At 69.1% G+C, this 21,151-nt stretch carries 20 protein-coding genes; 9 read left to right on the forward strand and 11 right to left on the reverse strand.

Annotated elements, in window-relative coordinates; genetic code table 11:
• Positions 1-111 precede the first annotated feature (111 nt).
• Positions 112-768: a glutathione S-transferase family protein gene (locus BMY35_RS32730; protein WP_093208378.1), complete on the forward strand. Its 657-nt coding sequence runs from the start codon at positions 112-114 to the stop codon at positions 766-768.
• A complete protein-coding gene (locus BMY35_RS32735) occupies positions 765-1,757 on the forward strand; it encodes a pyridoxamine 5'-phosphate oxidase family protein (protein WP_093208381.1) in 993 nt (330 codons plus the stop codon). Before BMY35_RS32730 ends, BMY35_RS32735 begins: the two co-directional genes overlap by 4 nt.
• Here the strand turns inward: BMY35_RS32735 and BMY35_RS32740 are convergent.
• Positions 1,715-2,866 carry a cytochrome P450 gene (locus BMY35_RS32740; RefSeq protein WP_093208525.1) on the reverse strand — a complete coding sequence of 384 codons (1,152 nt, stop codon included), beginning with the start codon at positions 2,864-2,866 and terminating at the stop codon, positions 1,715-1,717. The genes BMY35_RS32735 and BMY35_RS32740 overlap by 43 nt on opposite strands.
• A 110-nt stretch (positions 2,867-2,976) precedes the next feature.
• On the opposite strand from BMY35_RS32740, the gene BMY35_RS32745 reads away from it, so the two are divergent.
• Positions 2,977-3,681: an ArsR/SmtB family transcription factor gene (locus BMY35_RS32745; protein ID WP_093208383.1), complete on the forward strand. Its 705-nt coding sequence runs from the start codon at positions 2,977-2,979 to the stop codon at positions 3,679-3,681.
• 12 nt (positions 3,682-3,693) lie between these two features.
• Here the strand turns inward: BMY35_RS32745 and BMY35_RS32750 are convergent, their stop codons facing one another.
• The 8 genes from BMY35_RS32750 to BMY35_RS32785 all read right to left on the reverse strand — a co-directional run bounded on the left by BMY35_RS32750 (position 3,694) and on the right by BMY35_RS32785 (position 11,839).
• Positions 3,694-4,689 (reverse strand): Bug family tripartite tricarboxylate transporter substrate binding protein, encoded by a 996-nt coding sequence (locus BMY35_RS32750; RefSeq protein ID WP_371287221.1) that lies wholly within the window; start codon positions 4,687-4,689, stop codon positions 3,694-3,696.
• Positions 4,690-4,828: 139 nt separating this feature from the next.
• Positions 4,829-5,842 (reverse strand): Bug family tripartite tricarboxylate transporter substrate binding protein, encoded by a 1,014-nt coding sequence (locus BMY35_RS32755; RefSeq protein WP_176947644.1) that lies wholly within the window; start codon positions 5,840-5,842, stop codon positions 4,829-4,831.
• A gap of 141 nt (positions 5,843-5,983) precedes the next feature.
• Entirely contained in the window at positions 5,984-7,501 is a 1,518-nt protein-coding gene (locus tag BMY35_RS32760; protein ID WP_093208535.1) for an AMP nucleosidase, read from the reverse strand.
• A 50-nt stretch (positions 7,502-7,551) separates the two neighbouring features.
• Positions 7,552-8,103, reverse strand: a complete 552-nt coding sequence (locus tag BMY35_RS32765; RefSeq protein WP_093208386.1) for a TIGR00725 family protein — start codon at positions 8,101-8,103, stop codon at positions 7,552-7,554.
• A complete protein-coding gene (locus tag BMY35_RS32770; protein WP_093208389.1) occupies positions 8,051-8,875 on the reverse strand; it encodes an ABC transporter permease in 825 nt (274 codons plus the stop codon). Before BMY35_RS32770 ends, BMY35_RS32765 begins: the two co-directional genes overlap by 53 nt.
• 22 nt (positions 8,876-8,897) lie before the next feature.
• Positions 8,898-9,977: an extracellular solute-binding protein gene (locus tag BMY35_RS32775; protein WP_093208392.1), complete on the reverse strand. Its 1,080-nt coding sequence runs from the start codon at positions 9,975-9,977 to the stop codon at positions 8,898-8,900.
• A gap of 46 nt (positions 9,978-10,023) precedes the next feature.
• Entirely contained in the window at positions 10,024-11,052 is a 1,029-nt protein-coding gene (locus BMY35_RS32780; protein ID WP_093208395.1) for an ABC transporter ATP-binding protein, read from the reverse strand.
• A 19-nt stretch (positions 11,053-11,071) separates the two neighbouring features.
• Positions 11,072-11,839, reverse strand: a complete 768-nt coding sequence (locus BMY35_RS32785; protein WP_093208398.1) for an ABC transporter permease — start codon at positions 11,837-11,839, stop codon at positions 11,072-11,074.
• 185 nt (positions 11,840-12,024) lie between these two features.
• On the opposite strand from BMY35_RS32785, the gene BMY35_RS32790 reads away from it, so the two are divergent.
• Both BMY35_RS32790 and BMY35_RS32795 read left to right on the forward strand, forming a co-directional pair.
• Positions 12,025-12,939 carry a LysR substrate-binding domain-containing protein gene (locus BMY35_RS32790; RefSeq protein WP_093208400.1) on the forward strand — a complete coding sequence of 305 codons (915 nt, stop codon included), beginning with the start codon at positions 12,025-12,027 and terminating at the stop codon, positions 12,937-12,939.
• A 79-nt stretch (positions 12,940-13,018) separates the two neighbouring features.
• On the forward strand, positions 13,019-13,927 hold the full coding sequence (locus BMY35_RS32795) for a ketopantoate reductase family protein (protein WP_093208403.1): 909 nt from the start codon (positions 13,019-13,021) through the stop codon (positions 13,925-13,927).
• Here the strand turns inward: BMY35_RS32795 and gorA are convergent.
• The gene (gene gorA / locus BMY35_RS32800) at positions 13,924-15,282 is read right to left on the reverse strand and encodes a glutathione-disulfide reductase (RefSeq protein ID WP_093208405.1); all 1,359 of its coding nucleotides are present in this window, start codon (positions 15,280-15,282) and stop codon (positions 13,924-13,926) included. The genes BMY35_RS32795 and gorA overlap by 4 nt on opposite strands.
• Positions 15,283-15,460: 178 nt before the next feature.
• Here gorA and BMY35_RS32805 point away from each other — a divergent pair, with 178 nt between their 5' ends.
• Positions 15,461-15,757 carry a double zinc ribbon domain-containing protein gene (locus BMY35_RS32805; protein ID WP_371287223.1) on the forward strand — a complete coding sequence of 99 codons (297 nt, stop codon included), beginning with the start codon at positions 15,461-15,463 and terminating at the stop codon, positions 15,755-15,757.
• Between the two features lie 4 nt (positions 15,758-15,761).
• On the opposite strand, the gene BMY35_RS32810 is transcribed toward BMY35_RS32805, so the two are convergent.
• Positions 15,762-17,693, reverse strand: coding sequence for a DUF6600 domain-containing protein (locus tag BMY35_RS32810; protein ID WP_093208409.1), 1,932 nt, complete (start codon positions 17,691-17,693; stop codon positions 15,762-15,764).
• 140 nt (positions 17,694-17,833) lie between these two features.
• Between BMY35_RS32810 and BMY35_RS32815 the strand changes: the two genes are divergently transcribed.
• From BMY35_RS32815 to BMY35_RS32825, 3 genes are all read left to right on the forward strand, one after another.
• Positions 17,834-19,879, forward strand: a complete 2,046-nt coding sequence (locus tag BMY35_RS32815; RefSeq protein WP_093208412.1) for a PEP/pyruvate-binding domain-containing protein — start codon at positions 17,834-17,836, stop codon at positions 19,877-19,879.
• 87 nt (positions 19,880-19,966) lie between these two features.
• Complete coding sequence (locus BMY35_RS32820) at positions 19,967-20,728, forward strand: LysM peptidoglycan-binding domain-containing protein (RefSeq protein ID WP_093208414.1); 762 nt, start codon at positions 19,967-19,969, stop codon at positions 20,726-20,728.
• Positions 20,719-21,129, forward strand: coding sequence for a hypothetical protein (locus BMY35_RS32825; protein WP_143080788.1), 411 nt, complete (start codon positions 20,719-20,721; stop codon positions 21,127-21,129). Before BMY35_RS32820 ends, BMY35_RS32825 begins: the two co-directional genes overlap by 10 nt.
• Positions 21,130-21,151: the final 22 nt, after the last annotated feature.

Below are 21,151 nucleotides of genomic sequence, written 5' to 3' on the forward strand. Positions count from 1 at the left end.
TGATTAAACCGGAAAACGCAGCAGTCAAATACAGGAATGGCTATTCATTCATCTGGTGCAAGAGAGAAGAATCGCATTCATGCCTCGGACCCCCGAGAAAAGGAATTTCCCATGACCGCCACCCGCCCCGCCCAGCCCATCAAGCTCTACGGCTCCGCCATCTCGGGCCACGTGCATCGCGTGCGCCTGTTCCTCACGATGCTCGGGCTGCCCTTCGAGGCAGTCGAGATCGACATGCGCAAGCGCGAGAACCGCACGCCGGAGTTCCTGGCGCGCAATCCCTTCGGCCAGGTGCCGGTGATCGAGGACGGCGAGGTCACGCTGGCCGACTCCAACGCCATCCTGGTCTACCTCAACGAACGCTATGCGCCCGACCCCTCGCGCTGGATGCCGCGCGATGCCGTCGGCGCGGCGCGCGTGCAGCGCTGGTTCTCGGTGGCCGCCGGTCCGCTGGCCTACGGCCCGGCGGCCGCGCGAATCATCGCGCTGTTCGGCCATTCGTCCGATCCGACGGAGATCGTCAAGCGTTCGCACGCGCTGCTGTCGGTGATGGAAATGCACCTTGAGCAGCAGCCCTTTCTCGCCGGCCCGTCGGCCACGCTGGCCGACATCGCCAACTATGCGTACGTGGCGCGCGCGCCCGAGGGCAGCGTGTCGCTCGACGGCTATCCGAAAGTGCGCGAATGGCTCGGGCGCGTGGAGGCCCTGCCGGGCTTCGTGCCGATGGTGCGCACGCCGGTAGGCCCCGCGGTGGGAGCAGGCGCATGATCGCCGCGCCCTTCCACGCGGGCGAGCGCGCGCTGCAGGCCCTGGCGGGCTCGCGCGAGCAGATGGAGGTCGCCGGGCCGCGCGTGATCCGCGACTACATGCCCGACCAGCATCGCGATTTCTTCGAGCTGCTGCCGTTCATCGTGGCAGGCAGCATCGACGGGAACCTGCAGCCCTGGGCCAGCGTGCTCGCCGCGCCCGTCGGGTTCGTGCACTCACCCGATCCCACGCACCTGCGCATCGATGCATTGCCGGCGGCGGGCGATCCGCTCGTCGGCCAGCTGAAGCAGGGTGCCACGCTGGGCCTGCTCGGCATCCAGCCGCACACGCGGCGGCGCAATCGCATGAACGGCACGGTGGAGTCGCTCGACGATGCGGGCTTCATGGTCGCGGTGCAGCAGAGCTTCGGCAATTGCCCGCGCTACATCCAGGCGCGCGAGCCGGTGTTCGTGCCGCCGCGCGCCGACGTGACGCCGCAGGCGCAGTGGCTCGACAGGCTCGACCTCGCGGCGCACCGCCTCATCGGCAGCGCCGACACGCTGTTCATCGCCACCGCCTATCCCGACGAGGCAGCGACCGGCGACGCGGCCGACGCGAGCTCGCACGGCGTCGACGTGTCGCATCGCGGCGGCCGTCCGGGCTTCGTGCGCATCGACGGCGACGACGTGCTCACGCTGCCCGACTTCAACGGCAACCGCTTCTTCAACACGCTGGGCAACTTGGCAGCTCATCCGCGCGCGGGGCTGCTGTTCGTCGACTTCGACAGCGGCGACCTGCTGCACGTCGCGGTCACCGCCGAGATCGTGTGGGACGGCCCCGAGGTGGCCGCGTTCGAAGGCGCGGAGCGGCTGGTGCGCTTCCATGTCGAGCACGCCCTGCGCCGTCCGGCGGCGCTGCCGCTGCGCTGGGGCGACGCGCAGCTGTCGCCGCACCTCGCGGGCACCGGTCAATGGAACACCGGGATGCGCCCGTTGACCGACGGCCGGTAGCTCCAGCCGCGCAGCCGCTGCGCATCGAGGTCCGGCGCGTGGCGTGACAGCAGCAGCGCGCGCAGGCTGGCCGCCGCCAGCGTGCATGCCAGCGCCTGTCCGGGACAGGCATGCATGCCGTGGCCGAAGCCGAGCATGCGGCGCCGGGCTCGCACCGGCATGAAGCGGTCGGGCTCCGGGTTGAAGGCCGGGTCGCGGTTGGCCGATGCCAGCAGCACCAGCACCGCGTCGCCCACGGCCAAGTCGATGCCGGCGATGGTGACTGCCTCGGCCGCGAAGCGCCGCGTGTTGTGCACCGACGGATCGTGCCGCGCGGTTTCCTCGACGATGGCCTGCAGGCCGTCGCGCGTGCGGGTCGAGGGCAGCAGCGAAGGCTCGCGCATCAGTGCGATCAGGCTGTTGCCGACCAGCCCCGCCGTGGCGTCGCAGGTCTGCGAAAGCAGGCCGGCGAGGTTCGCGAGCAGCGAGCGCGAAAGCGGCGCGTCGCCCGCGCTCTCGGCCAGTACTGCTGCCAGCAGCGTGCCATGCCTGGGCGGAGTGCCGGCTGCCATGATCTCGAAGCGGGTCATCAGCTCCGAGGCGGCGGTGCTGGCGCGCTGCAGCTGATCGGACGTGGACAGCGGCGACAGGCAGGCCACGAAGTCGCGCATCCACCTGTCCACCTGCGGCAGCGCATCGTCGGTAAAGCCGAGCAGGTGCGCGACGGACTGCACGGGCATCGAGAACAGCGTGTCGGACAGTGCCTGCTCGCGTGGCACGCGCTGCGCCACCTGCAGGGCGGCCGCATGCACCGCGTCCAGGTCGAGCCCGGCGAGCGCGCGCTGCAGCGCGGGCCGGTGCGCCTGGTGCGCCGCGCCGTCGTTCATGCGCACCAGATGGCCGAACACCTCGCCGGCCGGGCTGCCTGCAATGGCGCGCGGCACCGGCTCGGCGGCCGGCCTCACGCGCAGCGCGCCGTGGGCCTGCAGCACCTGCTCGATCACGTCGGCACGGCTCGCGACCCACAGGCGCAGCTTCTCGTTCCACGCGAGCGGCGGTCCGTCGCGAAGGGTTGCGTAGTACGGATACGGATCGGCGTGGGTGGCGGCCGCGACCGGATCTGCGGGCATGTCGAAGAGCGTGGGGCTTGGGTTCATGGGCACCAGTGTGCGATCGAGCCGGCCGCCACACTTCGCTCGCGAACGAAGTGTGGTGTGCGTCGCCGTCTTAGGATGGGCGCATGGACGACACCCTTTCCTCCTCCGCCGACTTTCAACTGGCCCGCCTCGCCGGCGCCATCGCTGAACCGGCGCGCGCCCGCATGCTGAGCTGCCTGATGGACGGCCATGCGCGTACCGCCACCGAGCTCGCCACCGTCGCGGAGGTGGCTGCGTCCACCGCCAGCGCGCATCTCGCGCGCCTCAAGGAGGAGCGGCTGGTCGACATGCTGGTGCAGGGCAAGCACCGCTACTTCCGCCTCGCCAACGACGACGTCGCCTCCGCGCTCGAGAGCCTGATGGTGGTGGCCGGCACGCCCCGTACGCCGCCCGCGCCCGAGTTCAAGCCCAACACGCCCAGCCGCCTGCGCAGCGCCCGCACCTGCTACGACCACATGGCGGGCACGGCCGGCGTCGCGCTGCACGACCGGCTGCACGCCCAAGGCTGGCTCAGCGGCCTGCAGAGCGGCTCGTACGAGCTCACGCCCGAAGGCGCGATCGCGCTGGAGAGCCTGGGCGTGGAGATCGACGCCGTGCGCCGCTCGCGTCGCCGCTTCGCCTGCGCCTGCCTCGATTGGAGCGAGCGCCGCCCGCACCTGGGCGGCGCGCTGGGCGCGGCGTGGCTGCAGCTGTCGCTGAAGCGCGGATGGGTGCGGCAGGAACTCGACGGGCGCGCGCTCACGCTGACGCCGAAGGCGCAGCGGGAGATGCCGGAGCTTTTCGCCTGAAGCGCAGAGCGTTCAGGCTTTGAGCTTGAGCAGGTAGATCAAGGGGCCGGCCATCGCCGTATCGAGATCGAGGAAGCTCTCGAAGTCCTTGCCCGCCATCCAGTACGGGTCCCAGTTGTTGCGCTTGATGGTCTTCTGCCAGACCTCGGCCATGGTGGCGCGGCGCACCGCCTCGAGCAGCACGGCGCGGCGCTCGGCCGTGACCTTCTTGCCGGTGAGCACGCCGCGCCAGTTGGCGAGGTCGGCGTCCACGCCCTGTTCGCGCACTGACGGAATGCCCAGGAACGGGCGCTTGGCCGACACGCCGATGGCGCGCAGCTTGCCGCTGGCCAGGTGGTCGCTGAATTCGCTGTAGCCCGAGATGCCGGCGGCGGCCTTGCCCGATTCGAGCGCCTCGACCACCTGCGCGCCGCCCGGATGCGGCTGGTAGACCAGCGCGCCGGCATTGCCGGCCACGCGCGCCAGCATGCCGGCGTACATGTGGTCCACGCCACCGGCCGAGCCGCCCGCGATGACGGTCTTCGCGGCATCGGCGCGAAGCTGCGCGATCAGGTCCTTCGGGGTCTTGATGGGGGAGTCGGCCTTCACGGCCACCACTTCGTAGTCGCTGGTGAGGCGCGCCACCGGAGCGACCTGCGCGAGGGTGACGGCGGGCTTCTGCAGCGCGACCGCGCCGACCATGACCATGCCGCTCATCAGCAGCGTGTCGGCATCGGCGTCGTACTTCTCGACGTACTTCGCCAGGCCGATGGTGCCGCCCTTGCCGCCGAGGTTCTCGTACACCACGTCGCCCACCGCGCCGGAGGCGACCATGGCGGCGCCGAGGGCGCGGCCTGTCTGGTCCCAGCCGCCGCCTTCATTGGCGGGAATGAAGATGCGCAGCTTCGGAATCAGCTGCGGCTCGGCCGCCCGGGACACCGCGGGCCAGAGCGAGGCGGGCACGGCGCCCACCGCCGCGGCCGATGCAACCAGGGTGGCAAAACCGCGACGAGAGAGGTCGGTTGGCATGGAATGCGTCATTTTGTTTCAATCTCCCCGTAAAAGTAACGAGATGATGGACGAAAACCATGTCAGACATTAGTGTCAATTCATCGGGGAAAACCCGAATAAATGACCAGGCGGCCCGGTCCTGCCGGGCCTTCGGCGCTCAGGCCTTCAGCTTCAGCAGGTAGATCAGCGGGCCGGCCATCGCCGTGTCGGTCTCGAGGAAGTTCTCGAACTCCTTGCCCTCGAGCCAGAACGGATCCCAGTTGTTCTGCTTGACGGATTTCTGCCAGAGGTCGGTGGCGGTGGCGCGCCGCACCACCGTCAGCAGCGCCGCCTTGCGGTAGGGCGGCACCTTGCGGCCGGTGAGAACGCCGCGCCAGTTGGCGAGGTCGGCCTCCACGCCCTGTTCGCGCACCGAGGCGATGCCCTGGAACGGCCGTTTCGACGAGACGCCGATGGCCCGCAGCTTGCCGTTGGCCAGGCTCTCCGCGAATTCGCTGTAGCCGGAGATGCCCGCGGCGGCCTTGCCGCTTTCCAGCGCCTCGACCACTTCCGCGCCGCCGGGATGCGCCTGGTAGACCAGCGACTGCGAGGCCTCGGCCACGCGCGCCAGCATGCCGGCGTACATGTGATCCACGCCGCCGGCCGAGCCGCCCGCGATGACGGTGTTGGCCGCGTCGGAACGCAGCTGCGCGATCAGGTCCTTCGGCGTCTTGAGGGGAGAGTCGGCCTTCACCGCGATCACCTCGTAGTCGCTGGTGAGGCGGGCGATGGGCGCCATGTTGGCCATGGTGACCGTGGGCTTCTGCAGCGCCACCGCGCCGACCATGACCATGCCGCTCATCAGCAGCGTGTCGGGGTCGGCGTCGTATTTCTCGACGTACCGCGCGAGGCCGACCGTGCCGCCCTTGCCGCCGACGTTCTCGTACACCACGTTGCCGACCGCGCCCGATGCCAGCATCGCGGCGCCGAGCGCGCGGCCCGTCTGGTCCCAGCCTCCGCCCTCGTTGGCGGGAATCACGATGCGCAGCCTGTTGCTCAGCGGCGCATCGGCCGCGTGGGCCGCGCGCGGCCACAGGGCGGCCTGCCCCCCGCCGACTGCTGCGGCCGAGGCCGCGATCCATGCAGAAAAACTGCGACGGGAGATGGAGGAAACGGAGCGCGACTGGGTCATCTTCTTTCCGGTTGTCGTGGGATAGACCGGATGATGTCCGCGAAACACGCCATTCCCGCGCGGCCGCGGGCAGGACAAACCCTGAGGCCCGTGCCCTCGCCGGCCCCTGCTGGAGCCCTTCTTCTTAGGGGAATGCCATTACTACTGGAACGCCACTTCGGCGAAGCTGCGCAGCTTGCGGCTGTGCAGTCGCGACGAGCCTTCCTCGCGCAGGATGTCGATGGCCCGCATGCCGATGCGCAGGTGCTGCTCCACGCGCTCGCGGTAGAAGTGGTTGGCCATGCCGGGCAGCTTGATCTCTCCGTGCAGCGGCTTGTCGCTCACGCACAGCAGGGTGCCGTAGGGCACGCGGAAGCGGAAGCCGTTGGCCGCGATGGTCGCGCTTTCCATGTCCAGCGCCACCGCGCGGCTCTGGCTGAAGCGGCGCTGCGGCTGGTTGCCCGGCAGCAGCTCCCAGTTGCGGTTGTCGGTGCTGGCCACGGTGCCGGTGCGCATGATCTTCTTCAGGTCGGGGCCCTCGTAGCGGGTGACGTCGGCCACGGCTTTTTCCAGCGCGAGCTGGATCTCCGACAGCGCCGGAATCGGCACCCACAGCGGCAGCTCTTCGTCGAGCACGTGGTCCTCGCGCACGTAGGCGTGGGCCAGCACGTAGTCGCCGAGCTGCTGGGTGTTGCGCAGGCCGGCGCAGTGGCCCAGCATCATCCACGCATGCGGGCGCAGCACCGCGATGTGGTCGGTGATGGTCTTGGCGTTGGCCGGGCCGACGCCGATGTTGACCATGGTGGTGCCGCTGCAGTCCTCGCGCACCAGGTGGTAGGCCGGCATCTGCGGCAGCCGCGGCGGCGCGGTGCCCTGGCTGCCGTCGAGCAGGTGGCCGTAGGTGGCGCTCGAGCCCGCTGGCAGCCCGCGCCGGCGCGTGACCACGTTGCCGGGCTCGATGAAGGCGACGTACTCGCTGTTCTCGTCGGCCATGGCCTCGTGGCCGAGGCGCACGAACTCGTCGATGTAGAACTGGTAGTTGGTGAAGAGCACGAAGTTCTGGAACCAGTCGGGCGCCGTGCCCGAGTAGTGGCGCAGGCGGTGCAGCGAGTAGTCGACGCGCGCGGCCGTGAAGAGCGACAGCGGCTGCGCCTCGCCGTCGCGCGCCTCGAAGGTGCCGTTGGCGATGCCGTCGTCCATCACGCCCAGGTCGGGCAGGTCGAACACGTCGCGCATCAGCGCGCGGCGTTCGGTGCTCATGGTGCCTTCGATGTGGTCGTTCTCGGCGAAGGAGAAGTGGATCGGGATCGGCTGCGTGCTGGTGCCCACCTCGAGCTCGACCTGGTGGTTCTCGAGCAGCAGGCGGAACTGGTCGAGGTAGTAGCGCGCGAACAGGTCGGGGCGCGTCAGCGTGGTCTCGTAGCGGCCGGGGCCGGCCACGAAGCCGTAGCTCAGGCCGGCGTTGGCCGGCGGCGTGTGGCGCGAGACGGTGTGGGTGTGCACCCGCACGAAGGGGTAGCAGGCCCGCACCCGCCCCGGCAGTTCCTCGCCGGCGACGAAGCGCAGCATCGATTCGCGCAGGTGCGTGAGGCCGGCCTGGTAGATGGCCTTGACCTGTTCGAGTGCGGCGGCGGCATCGGTGAAGCGGGCGGGAGCGACGAAAGTTGGCATGTAGGGCATGCCGGCATTGTGCAATGCGGCCGTGGCGGCCGCTCTGTTGCCAGGCTCGGCTAGGCCAGGAGGCAGGCCAGCACCTTCGCCAGCATGTCGTTCACGTCCGTGGCCTGCACCGCGCCGGGCAGCGCCACGTCGCCGTGCATCACGAACACCGGCTTGCCCCACTTGAGCCCCAGCGCCATTTCCGACAGCGTGCCCATGTTGCCGCCGATGGCGACCAGGCACACGCCGCTGCGCGCGACGATGCCGTTGCGCATCTCGCCCATGCCGGTCGGAATGGCCACGCTGAGCCATTCGTTGGCGTTGCGGTCGTCGTCCTCGGGCAGGATGCCCACGGCGATGCCGCCAGCCTCCACGGCCCCGCGCGAGGCCGCGGCCATCACGCCGCCGCGCCCGCCGCAGACCACCGACATGCCCGCGCCGGCCAGCGCATGCGCCACCGCGTGCGCGGCCTCGCATTCGGCCGGGCCGCCGTCGCCGGGGCCGATGATGGCCACCGGCTGCCGGTGGCGCTGCGGCCCCCGCTGCTTCTGCGCGAGGCGCTCCAGCGCCTCAGTGACCTGCGCCGGCAGCGCCACCGCGCTCGCGCCTTCGCGTAAAGACATCGCCCACTCCCATCACGATCACACACACAACCATCAGCACCAGCGACAGGGCCGCCGCCACCGCGAAATCGGAACCGCCGTCGCCCACCTGCGCCAACAGCATCAGCGGCAGGATGTTGAGCTGCGTACCCACCAGCGCCAGCGCCGTGCCGTAGGTGCCCATCGCAATGGCAGCCACCATGCAGGCATTCGACAGCACGGAGGGCAGCACCTCGGGCACCACCGTGTCCCAGAAGGCGCGCGAGCGCGAGGCACCCAGCGTGCGCGCTGCCTGCGCCGGGCGCAGGTCGAGGTTCGCGAACACCGGGTAGAGCGACAGCGCCACGCGCGGAATCAGGTAGTAGGCATACGCAAAACCCAGGCCCGACACGCTGTAGATCCAGCTGCCGATGACGGCCGGGTCGGCGCCCAGGCCCGCGAGCAGCTGCGTCACGAAGCCCGCGCGGCCGAAGGCCAGGATGAAGCCGTAGGCGATCACCAGGCCCGAGAAAGCCAGCGGCAGGCCCAGCAGGGTCATCAGCCATTGGCGCCGGCTCTCGGGCTGGCGCGCGAGCTCGATCGCGATGCAGGTGCCCACCAGCGCCGACATCACGCCCGCCGCCAGCCCGAGCGCCAGCGTGTTGCGCAGCGCCCCGAAGAACAGCGGGTTGCCGAACAGCCGGCCGAAGGCGCTGCCGCCCTCGCCGAAGGCCTCGGGCAGCAGCGCCGCCAGCGGCACCGCGAAGAACAGCGCCATGAAGGCCCATGCGGGCCAGGCGCCAAAGCGTCGCATCACGTTCCTTCGGGCTTTCTTGTTACTTGCCCAGCGCCGCCTGCGCCCAGAGCTTGTCGACCTCGGCCTTGCGCTCCGAGGCCTTCACCACGTCGAGCGGCTTGATCTGCGGCGCGGCCGGCATCTTGGCGGCCACGTCGGCGGCGAGAGGCGTACCCGGCACTGCAGGACGCACGAAGCCTTGGGCGAACAGCGACTGGCCGGCCTCGCTCATGATGAAGTTGAGCCAAAGCTTGCCGGCGTTCGGGTTCGGGCCGTTCTTCACGAGGCTGATGGCGTAGGGCGCGGCCACGCTGGCTTCCTTCGGAATCACGACTTCCACCGCGTCGCCCATGCCGTCGACGTGCTTGGCCTTCAGGCCGTCGTTCTCGTAGCTGATCCACACGGGGATCTCGCCCTTGAGGAACTTGGCATAGGGCGTGGTGCCTTCCACGCGCAGCACGTTGCCGGCCGCATGCAGCTTGCCGAGGTAGTCGGTGCCGGGCTGCACGTTGTCGACGCTGCCGCCGTTGGCATACGCCGCCGCGAAGGTCAGAACCTGGCCGATGCCGGTGGAGCGCGGATCGAGGTACACCACCGTGTTCTTGAACTCGGGCTTGAGCAGGTCGGCCCAGCCGGTGGGCACGTTCTTCACCAGCTTCTTGTTGACCAGGAAGGCGATGTTGAGCGTGTGGATGGTGAACCAGCGGCCCTCGGCCTCGCGGAACACGGCCGGCAGCTTGTCGAAGTTGACGGGCTTGAAGGGGGCGACCACGTCCTTCTTGGCGGCGTCGACGGCCGATGCGGCGAAGTAGTAGGCGGTGTCGGCCTGCGGGCGGCGCTTGGTTTTTTCCAGCGCGACCACGGTGGCGGCGGAGCCGATGTCGTTGTAGGTCAGCTCGATCTCGGGGTAGCGCTTCTTGAAATCGCGGAACAGCGACTTCCAGTTGGCCCACTCGGGGCCGGTGTCGAAGGAGACGCACAGGCCTTCCTTCTGCGCCTCGGCGTACAGCGCCTTCTCGCCCGCGTAGAGCTCGGGGCCGTCGAAGGCGAATGCGGTGCGTGCCGTGAGGGTGGCCAGCGGCAGTGCGCCGGCGGCCTGGATCAGATGTCTGCGTTGCATGGTGGCTCCTTGGAGGAAGGTTTCAGTGGTCGATTCAGTCGTCGCTTCAGTCGTCGAGCAGGCGCAGGTGCTCGGGCGCGATGGCGATCGCTTCGGTGGCCGGCTTCGCCGATTCGGCGAGGAAGGGCTTGCCGGCGCCCTGCACCTCGAAGTCGTAGCGCGTGAGCGCGCCCAGGTAGCGCTGTGCGCCGGTGCGGCCCTCGAGGCGGTTCACGGCGTCGGGTGTCGGGTCGGCGCGAACGTGTTCGGGGCGCACCAGCACCTGCACCGCGGTGCCGAAGGCGCGCCGGCCGGTGTCGGCGAAGAGTTCGGCAAAGCCCAGGTCCAGCCGGCCGGGCGCGGCTACCTTCGCGGGCAGGATCGTCGAAAGCCCGACGAACTCAGCCACCGCGCGGCTCGCGGGGTTCTCGTAGATGTCGCGCGGCGTGGCGATCTGCAGCAGCCGGCCGTCCTTGAGCATGGCGACGCGGTCGGCCATGGCCAGCGCTTCTTCCTGGTCGTGCGTGACCAGCAGCGTGGTGGCGTTGAAGCGCTGCTGGATGGCGCGGATCTGGTCACGCAGGTGGCCGCGCACGCTGGCATCGAGGGCCGAGAGCGGCTCGTCGAGCAGCAGGGCGCGCGGGTCGATGGCCAGCGCGCGGGCCAGCGCCACGCGCTGCTGCTGGCCGCCCGAGAGCTGCGCCACGGCGCGCTGCGAGAACTCGCCCAGCCCCACGATGTCGAGCAGTTCCTGCGCGCGCTGGCGCCGCTCGGCGGTCGCCACCTTGCGCAGCTTGAGGCCGTAGGCCACGTTGTCGAGCACGCTCAGGTGCGGAAAGAGCGCGTAGCTCTGGAACACCATGCCGATGTGGCGCTGGTGCACCGGCGTGCGCGACATGTCTTCGCCGTCGAGCGCGATGCGGCCGGTGTGGCCCGTCTCCAGGCCCGACACCAGCTTCAGCAGCGTCGACTTGCCCGAGCCGCTGGGCCCGATCACCGCGACCAGTTCGCCGGTGCGCACGTCGAGCGACACCTCGTGCAGGCCGTGCGTGCTGCCGGGGTAGTTGTAGCTGACCTTGTCGAGGAGGAGGCTCATGGCGTATCGGTTGTGCCGCTTATGCGCGTTGCTTCACGAGGGAAGAGGAAAGAAGCGCCGACGCGCTCGCCAGCACCAGCAGGATCACCGTGGCCGCGCAGGCGAAGCCCGTCGCGCCGTAGAAGGCCTGCAGAAGCACCACCGGGTAGGTGCGGTTCTGGAAGCTCGTGAGCAGGTTCGACACGCCGAACTCGCCCACCGAGATGGCCGCCACCATCACCAGCCCGCTGATCAGGCTCTGGCGCAGGCTGGGCAGCACGATGCCGGTGAACTGCTGCCAGCCCGAGGCGCCGAGCGTGGCGGCGGCCTGCTCGAGCCGGCCCAGGTCGAGGTGGCGCAGGTCGGTGAGCAGCGTGTTGGTGAGATAGGGCAGCGTGAGGATCGCGTGCGCCGCGATCAGCAGCGGCATCGAGCCCAGCCAGGGCGCGAGGTCGGTGTTGAACACGATCATGTAGCCGAAGGCCAGCGTGATCGCGGGCACCGCCACCGGCGTGGCGCTCACGATGCGCGCCGCCAGGCTGCCGCCGCGGCGCGCGCCGTGATAGAGCGCGTAGGCCAGCGGCAGCGCCAGCACGGTGTTGATGGCGCAGGCCGCCAGCGCCACCACGAGGCTGCTCACGAAGGCCTTGCGGAAGGAGGTGTCGAGCCAGAGGTCGAGGTACCACTGCCCGGTGACGCCCGTGGGCAGCAGCGTGTTGGTCCAGTTGCCGCCCACGCTGCCGACCAGCAGCAGCGCGATGGGCAGCAGCAGGTACAGGCCGTAGATGAGCGAGATGACGCGAACCAAGCTTGCCTCCGTATGTCATTGGCGCCCGGCATACTTTCCGGATGCGCTACTGTTCGCGCCGGACATGCCGCCGCGTTGCCTCGAATTCTAGGAATCGCGTGCGTACTTATGGGTGAAAGTTGGATGACGACACTTGAGCAATCGGAAAGCGTTTTTCATGCGGCTTTCATGAAGCGGAGCCATGCATGAAGCGCGACTGCCCGACCATCCAGGAGCTGCTGGCCTTCGACGCCGTGGCGCGCCACCAGAGCATCACGCTCGCGGCCGGGGCGCTGTGCATCACCGTGAGCGCGGTCAGCAAGCAGATCGCGGGGCTCGAGGCCTTCCTGGGCCGCGAGCTGCTGCAGAAGAACGGCCGCGGCGTGCAGCTCACGCCGCAGGGGCGCGTGTACTGGCAGAAGATCTCCGGCGGCCTGCGCGCCATCGAGACCGCGACCTTCGAGGCGCGCTCGGGCGACGCCGGCGCCGGCCTGCTCACGCTGGCCAGCGTGCCCACCTTCCTCACCAAGTGGCTGATTCCGCGCCTGCCCGCCTTCAGCCAGAAGAGCCGCCACGTGATGCTGAGCTTCAGCCGCCACCTGGAGCCCAGCGACGGCATCCCGGCCGGCGTCGATGCCGCCATCCGTTACGGCCCCGACGGCTGGCCCGGCGTGGTGTCCGAATACATCGCGGGGCGCGAGTTCGTGCTGATCGTCGCGCGCTCGCTGGTGGAAGGGCGGCACCGCATCGCGCAGCCCGCCGACATCGTCGGCCACACGCTGCTGCACCACGAGGGCGCGCCCACCGCGTGGCGCCTGTGGGCCGTGCAGCACGGCGTGCCCGAGGTGCAGATCGTGGCCGGGCCTCGCTTCGCCCAGTATTCGGCGCTGATCCAGGCGGCGCTCAACGGCCTGGGCATCGGCCTTGTGCCCAAGCTGCTGGTGCAGGAAGAACTCGCCGAAGGCGCGCTGCTGAGCCCCTGCGGCACACCGGTCAGCGTGAACCAGGGACACTATCTCTGCTACCGGCCCGACCGCCTCGACCTGCCGGCCTTCGCGGCGTTCCGCGAATGGCTGCTGGACGAGGGGCTGAAGTCGCGAGGCGTGGAGATCGAGGCATGAAGCGAGGCATGAAGCGAGGCATGAAGCCGCCATCCTGGTCAGGCTCTTCCTCCAAACGGACAAGCAAGGAAACGAATCGATGAAAGTCGCAGTGATGGGCGCCGGCGCGGTCGGCTGCTACTACGGGGCGATGCTTGCGCGCGCCGGGCACGAGGTGGTGCTGATCGGGCGCCCCTCGCATGTGGAAGCCGTCGATGCCAGGGGGCTCCGGCTGGAGACCAAGGCCTTCGACGAGCACGTGCGCGTTGCCGCAAGCACCGAGGCTTCGGCCGTGCAGGGAGCCGACCTAGTGCTGTTCTGCGTGAAATCCACCGACACCGAATCGGCCGCCGGACAGATCAGGCCGCATCTCGCCCCCGGCGCGCTGGTGCTCACGCTGCAGAACGGCGTGGACAACGACGAGCGCGTGCGCTCCGTGCTGCCACCGTCGAATGAAGTCGCCGCGGCCGTCGTCTACGTGGCGACCGAGATGGCCGGGCCCGGCCATGTGAAGCATCACGGTCGTGGCGAACTGGTGATCGCGCCCTCGGGCCGCAGCGAGGAAGTTGCGCGGCACCTCGAGGCCGCCGGCGTGCCCACGCAGATATCCGCCAACGTGCGCGGGTCGCTGTGGGCCAAGCTGATCCTCAACTGCGCCTACAACGCGCTCTCCGCCGTCACGCAGCTGCCCTACGGCGTGCTCGTGAAAGGCACCGGCGTGACCGACATGATCCGCGACGTGGTGGCCGAATGCCTCGCGGTCGCGAAGGCCGAGGGCGTGGAAGTGGTAGGCGACACCGACGCCGCGGTGCGCGCCATCGCGCAGACCATGCCCTCGCAATACTCCTCGACCGCGCAGGACCTCGCGCGCGGCAAGCCCACCGAGATCGACCACCTCAACGGCCTCATCGTGCGGCGTGGCGAGGCGCTGGGAGTGCCCACGCCGGCCAATCGCGTGCTGTTCGTGCTGGTGAAGCTGCTCGAGGGCAAGCAGCAGGCCGGCGTCTAGCCTGGCATCGGCTCGCGCATCGTCACGAACTCTTCAGCGGCAGTCGGGTGGATCCCCACCGTGCCGTCGAAGATCGCCTTCGTCGCGCCCGCGCGCATCGCCACCGCGAAGCCCTGCACGATCTCGCCCGCGTCGGCGCCCACCATGTGCAGGCCCAACACGCGGTCGGTGGCCTTCTCGACCACCAGCTTCATGAAGGTGCGCTCGCTGCTGCCCGAGAGGGTGTGGCGCAGCGACTTGAATTCGCTGGAGAACACCGTGACCTCGCCGAACTTCGCGCGCGCTTCGAGCTCGGTGTAGCCGCAGGTGCCGATGTTCGGGTGCGTGAACACGGCGGTGGGAATGAATTCGTAGTCGAGCCGGCGCTTTCCCTTGCCGAAGAGCTCGTCGACCACCACCATCGCCTCGGCCAGCGCCACCGGCGTGAGCTGCACGCGCGTGGAGACGTCGCCCACAGCGTAGATCGACGGCACCGAGCTGCGGTAGTGCGCATCGACCGCGATCGCGCCACGCTCGTCGAGCTTCACGCCCGCCGCCTCGAGGCCCAGCCCCTGCGTGTTGGGCACGCGGCCGGTGGCGAAGAGCACGGTGTCGGCCTCGATCTGCTGGCCGCGCGCGAGCGTGACGGTGAGGCCGTCGGGGCCTCGCGTGACCGAAGTGGCCTCGCAGTTCAGCCGCACGTCGACGCCGGCCTTGCCCATCTCGTTCGCGAGGAACTGCCGCACGTCGTCGTCGAAGCCGGTGAGCAGGTGCGCGCGGCGGTGCAGCTGCGTGACCTTGGAGCCCAGCCCGTTGAAGATCGACGCGAACTCGCAGGCGATGTAGCCGCCGCCCACCACCAGCAGGCGCTTGGGGAACGGGTCGAGGTCGAACATCGCGTCGGAGGTCACGATGTGCTCGCGGCCCTGGATGTCGGGCACGAAGGGCGTGCCGCCGGTGGCCACGAGCAGGTGGCGCGCGGTGTGGCGCCTGCCGCCGATTTCCACCGTGTGCGGGTCGACCAGTTGGGCCCATCCGGTGACGAGCGTGACGCCCGCGTTCTTCAGCAGCGAGGCGTAGATGCCGTTGAGCCGCGTGATCTCCTTCGCGCGCTGCGCCTTCAGGTGCGCCCAGTCGAACTGCGGCGCCTGGGGCAGCTTCCAGCCGTAGCCCGCGGCTTCCTCGAAGGATTCGGCATAGCCGGCCGCGTAGCTGTAGAGCTTCTTGGGAATGCAGCCCACGTTGACGCAGGTGCCGCCGAGCTCGGCGGCCTCGGCGAGGGCGACGCGGGCGCCGGTCTGCGCCGCCATGCGCGCGGCGCGAACGCCACCGCTGCCGCCGCCGATGACGAAGAGATCGAAGTCGAATGTGGGCATGAAAGGCTTGCTCCTTGGCCGCCGACTGTAGCGGCGGGGGCGAAGCCGGCGCTTCCGTCGGGGCTTGCTTGACCCTGGAGCTGCTTCAGGGATTCCACTGTGTCCAGGCCCCGCGGGAGTTCATCGCCGTCGGCGACGCTTCCGCGGGCAGCCTGTTTCCAGGGAGATGCACATGGGCATGCTTGAAAGACTTTTCGGAGGCCACGGCGGATCGCGGCACGGCGGCGGTGGAGGCCACCACGGCTCGCACGGCGGATACGGCTACGGCAACGGCGCACCGCCGGCGGGCGGTGGCGGCAGCGGCAACGCGTGCCCCGCATGCCGCACGGTCAACGCGCCGGGCGCGCGCTTCTGCCAGCAATGCGGCGGTTCGATGCAGCCGGCGGCCTGCAGGCAGTGCGGCACCGCGATGCAGGCCGGCGCGAAGTTCTGCGCGCAGTGCGGCCAGCCTTCTGAAGCCGCGCCGCGCGGCTGAAGCGCTACTGGCGCGAGTCCGGCGAGGTCCAGAGCCGGCGTGGATCGTCACCGCCGCGCTGGCCGGGTTGCGGCTGGGGCTGCGGCGCCGCGGGCGGCTGGATGCCGCGCTGCTGCTGCAGCGCGCGCAGCTGGGCCTGCTGCAAGGCCTGCTGTTGAGCCTGCGCCTGCTGTTGCATCTGCGCGGCGCGTTGCTGCATCTCCTGTTGCTGGCGAAGCTGCTGTTGCTGTGCCAATGCCTGCTGCTGGGCCGCGCGCATCTGCTGGAGCTGCATCTGCTGCGCCTGCTGTTGTTGGAGCAGCTGTTGCTGCTGCAGGGCCTGTGCCTGGGCGGCGCGCTGCTGCATTTCCTGCTGCTGGCGCAGCGCCTGTTGCTGCTGGAGTTGCAGTTGTTGTTGCTGCATCTGCTGTTGTTGCTGGTGCTGCCAGCGCTCCTGCTCGCCGCGCTGACGCCATTCCTGCTGCGCCCGCCAGTCCTGCTGCTGGCGCCAATCCTGCTGTTGCCTCGAGCCTTGCTGGCGCTGCCATTCCATCTGCTGCTGTTGCTGCATCAGCTGTTGCTGTTGGGCCTGCTGCGCCTGCTGGAGCTGGATCTGCTGCTGTCGCGCCATCAGCGCCGCGGCCGGCGGCACCACCGCGGCGGGCCGGCCGAAGCCGCCGAAGGCGTTGACGGCGATGCCGGGGGCGGGCGCCACCGGTCCGCGCGCGAAGCGGTCGTCCGGCAGCCGCATCAGGTCGCGCCGTCCGAAGGGGCCGCGGCCGAAGCGGTCGGCGGGCAGCACCGTCACGGCGCCGGGCATCTGCTGGTTGGCATAGAAATCGTTGCGCGGCGCCTGGCGGTTGTAGATGGCCATGCGGTTGACCTGGTCCAGGTAGCGCTGGCTTGCCCGGTAGCCGGGGCGCCACTGTTCTCCCGGGGCCAGCGGGAACCAGCCCACGCCGTTGCCACCTGCGCTGCCGCCGCCGTTCACGAAGCCCACCAGTGCCGGCGAATACACGGGCCGCCCGTTCGGGCGCCCGGGCACCCAGCCCCAGCGCGGACCCACGCGCGCCCAGCGGCCGTAGTGGGAGGGCGCGAAGCCCCATGGCGCGGCGTCGATCCAGGTCAGGCCCCAGGGTGCGACGTTGACCCACTGGCCGTCGCGGTAGGGCGCCCAGTCGGCATCGACATTGCGCGGGAACCAGACGTCGCCGTAGGTCGGATCGCTCTGCCAGTCGCCGTATGCATCGAGCTGTTGGTAGCCGACCACTTCGCGCGACACGTAGCGCGCGGAAACCGACTGCTCCTCGATGCGGTTGCGCTCGGCCACCCAGGCGTCGAAGCCGCTGCCCTGGGCCGGCGTTCCGCCGATGGCGGCAAGATCGCGGCCGGACACGGTGAGCTGCTGGCGCGCGCCCAGCGACTGCGACTGGCCGTTCTCGCCGTAGAGCGTGACGCGGCCCGAAGCCACCGCCACCCAGGTGGTGCCGGCGGCAGGGTCGGCGGCGATGCGGTATTCGCCCGGTTCGTCGATCACCACCGCGAGGTTGCCGGTGTCGACCTCGAAGCGCTGGCCCGAGAGTTCGTCGCGCACGCGCAGCTGCAGGTTGCCCTGGTTCGAGGTGATGCGGGCCGTGTCGTCGTCGAGCTCGGTGAATTCGACGTGGGTCTGGCCGTCGAGTCGCAGCGCCGCCGAGCCGACGTGCAGCTCGGCGCGTGCATTGCGGTCGGTCCAGAGCCGGTCGCCGGTGGTGAGGGGGCGGTTGGGTTGCGCGTCGTACCAGCTGTCGGCGCCGGCGGGCGCGAAGCTCACCGTGCCCTGCTGGTAGTTGAGCCGCGCGATGCGGCCCGGCGGGTCCTGCTGCGCGCTGGCCGCGAGGCCCACGCAAAGGAGTGCCGCGCCGAGCAGCCATCGGCGCGCGGCGGAAAGCGTGAAGAGGGACGCGGTCTGGTTCATGGCGTTGTTCTCTGATCCTCGGGAGGGTGCGGAAGCTCTGGAGTTGTAACGCGCGAGAATCCGCTGCCGCTGTCACCGCGCGACCCCTGCTTGGTGAAGCGCGCGTGCAATCGGCAACCGGCTGTAAGGAGGGACACCACATGAAAAACCAGAACAGCGCATGGCCCACGGGCATGCTGCGCTCCAAAAACAATAGCGCGATCGTTTTCTGCATGGCCACGGCCGCGATGCTGGCGGCCCTGCCGGCCTCCGCCCAGCTCGCGCGCAAGCCGTCGTATTACCAGCAACAGAACCAGCAGCAGCCCGAGGGCCCGGCCGCGCAGCTCGTGCCCCGCCCGTCGGTTCCGTCGTCGCTGCCCGCGCTGCGCAGCCAGGGCGACTTCGACCAGCTCGCCCGCGTCTACGACGCCGGCACGCCGATGCAGCTCGCCCACGTGCTGTTCGCCGTCGACCGGCAGGCGAAGCCGCCGCGCATGTACTACATCGACACGCCGCGCTACCAGCTGCACGTGCGCTTCCTGCGCGACACCCGGCTCGTGCCCAACACCATCAAGCGCGAGATCGACCGCAACTACCTCGTGCCCGACCGCCGATTCCTGTTCGGCACACTGAGCTGGCAGCAGAACATCGGCAGCTTCACCTACGAATTCTGGGAAGGCGACAAGCTCACCGCGCCGCTGCTGCGGCAGGCCGACCAGCAGGTCAGGGCCAGCTTCTTCGCGCCGGTGAAGTTCAAGACCAACTCCACGCTGCACGAGCGCGTGGCCAAGGAAACCGGCATCGACTTCGTGAGCCAGGAGGCGCTGATCCGCGAGCAGCCCTTCTTGCCGATGAACCTCGGCACCGCCACCGGCCGCGTGCGCATCGTGGACGATGAATCAGGCATCAACGCGCTGCTGCCCGACGACATCGCCGTGCTGCGGCAGGTGCCCATCGGCCTGCCGCCGGTGGCGGCCGTGCTGACCGAGCGGCCATCGACGGCGCTCTCGCACGTCAACCTGCTGGCCAAGGGCTGGGGCATTCCCAACGCCTATGTGCGCGACGCCGCCGCCGTGCTGAAAGAGCACGCCGGCCAGTGGGTGGCGCTGAAGGTGGCGGCATCGGGCTACCAGGTGCGACGGCTCACGCCGGAGGAGATCGCCGCGCTGCCGCCGCGCGCGGTGCGCACCGCCGCCACGGGGGCTGTACCGGGCAGTTCGCGCGCCATCAAGCCCGACCTGCGCGAAAGCCGGCTGCTGCCGCTGGCCTCGCTGCGCGCACGCAACAGCGCCCAGTGCGGCGTCAAGGCCGCGAACCTCGGCGCCATGCAGGCCGCGCACATTCCGGGCACCTCGGTGCCCGACGGCTTCTGCGTTCCCTTCGCGCACTACGACCGCTTCATGCGCGCCAACGGCCTGGCCGACCGCATCGCGCGCATGCAGCAGCAGCCGGGCTTCGCGAGCGATCCCAAGGTGCGCCAGAAGGCTCTGGCGCAGCTGCGCGACGAAATCGTGCAATGGCCGGTCGATGCCGCCACCGCGGCCGGCTGGCGCGCGGCATGGCAATCGCAGCTCGGCGGCGGCGGCGTGTTCGTGCGCAGCTCGTCCAACTCGGAAGACCTGCCCGGCTTCAGCGGCGCGGGGCTCTACACCACCGTGCCCAACGTCAAGACCGGCGACGCGCTCGAGGTGGCCGTGAAGAAGGTCTGGGCCTCGGTGTTCAACCCCGAGGCCTGGGAGGCCCGCACGGCTGCGGGCTTCGGCGCCGAGTCGGTGCTCATGGGCGTCTTCGTGCAGACCGCCATCGACTCGACCAACGCCGGCGTGATGATCACCCGCGACCCCTTCGACGCGGGGCACCCGCACATCACCTACATCTCGGCCAAGCGCGGCATCGGCATCCGCGTGGTCGAGGGTCGGCGCGTGGCCGAGCAGGTGATGTATTCGAGCTGGTCCAAGGCCATCCAGGTGCTGAGCCGCTCGGCCGAAGACACGGCGCTGCAGCTCGACAAGGACGGCGGCGTGAAGGAAGTGCCGGTGGAAGCCGGCCGCAACGTGCTGACCGACGAGCTGGTGGTGCGCCTGGCCAACGTGGGCGCGGCGGTGAAGCGCACGTTCAACGCCGTCGACCAGGACATCGAATGGGCGACGGTGGGCGACAGGATCGTGCTGCTGCAGGCGCGGCCGTATGTGGAGCGTCGGCGCTGAGCCTGCGTCACGAACCTCCAATTCGTCGCGCATAGCATTCACTTGCGCAAACGCTTTACAGCGCAAACGAAAAAATGGGGGGATTGAATGACAGAAGCGGCACATCGGACGCGGCATCCCGCGATCAAGCACACGACACCCAAGCCAAAGTCCGGTTTCGAAAAGTGGCAGGACGACATCAGGAAGTCGGACGACAGCTGGGATGTCTACGACTGCGAGATTCAGCTTGCAGTCAACGAATTCAATCGCCACCTTTCCGGCAAGGCGGGCTACACCCCGCTGAATTGGCAGCTCGTCAAGGCGATGGTTTGGGTCGAGACCGGAGCCAACAAGGCGCTGTGGAAATCCAACCCCATCCAGATCGGGATGTACAACGACCCGGGCTTGAACGATCTTCTGGCAAAGAACAAGGGCGGCGAGTTGATCCTGCCGCCGCGGATGAGCTTGTCAGCCGGCCGGGTTCGAACCGAACCTGCACAGAACATTCGCGCGGGCATCGGCTATTTGCTCATGCGTTCGGCCAGCTTCGAAACTCGCAGCGTTGCAGGCGCGGACACCATGACTTACGAAGTCAATGTGCAACCGAGCGACACGGTCGAGAAGATCGCCAATGCCCAGGGCAGTACCGTCGAGGTCATGAAGCAGTTGAATCCCTCTGCTCACACGCTTCGGATCGGGCAGGCCTTGAAATACCGGAAAGCTTCAATGCAGAAGGTCATCACGCGGTGGATGCCTTTGACGTCGATGACAGTCGCGACCCGGTACAACACAGGAGATCCGCGATATTCCCAGAAACTCGACTACGCGATCAGCGTGATCCAGCAACGTGACGCGATCGCATGCAAATGACGAGAAATCTACTGCCCCTTGGCGTGCTCGGATTGATGTTTGCCGGACAGGTGTTTGCGGCGGATGTTCCTTTCGGCGGAGAGTATCAGGGCACCGGCAGGCAGTGCTTTGGAAAGCTGTCGATACAAGACAAGACCATCGAATGGCGCACTCCGTTTGCCGCCTGCAAGAAGACTCCATATCGGGTGCTGAAACAGGAGTCCGGCGCATTTGGACAAGAGGCCGTTTTCCTGCTGCAAGGCAAGTCTTGCGGCTTCGGCGTGATCGTGCTGGGCCTGGACCCGAAACAGCCGGACTACTGGAACGCCACCGGATATCGCTCGATGGCGGACTACGAGAAAGGCAGCGACGACAAACTGCTTTGCAGCGTTGAACGGCTTCCCGAGCGCCCCAGGCGTTGAGCCGGTGGATGGTGTGACAGGT

Source organism: Variovorax sp. YR750 (assembly GCF_900109805.1).
In the GTDB taxonomy this organism is placed as follows: domain Bacteria; phylum Pseudomonadota; class Gammaproteobacteria; order Burkholderiales; family Burkholderiaceae_C; genus Variovorax; species Variovorax gossypii.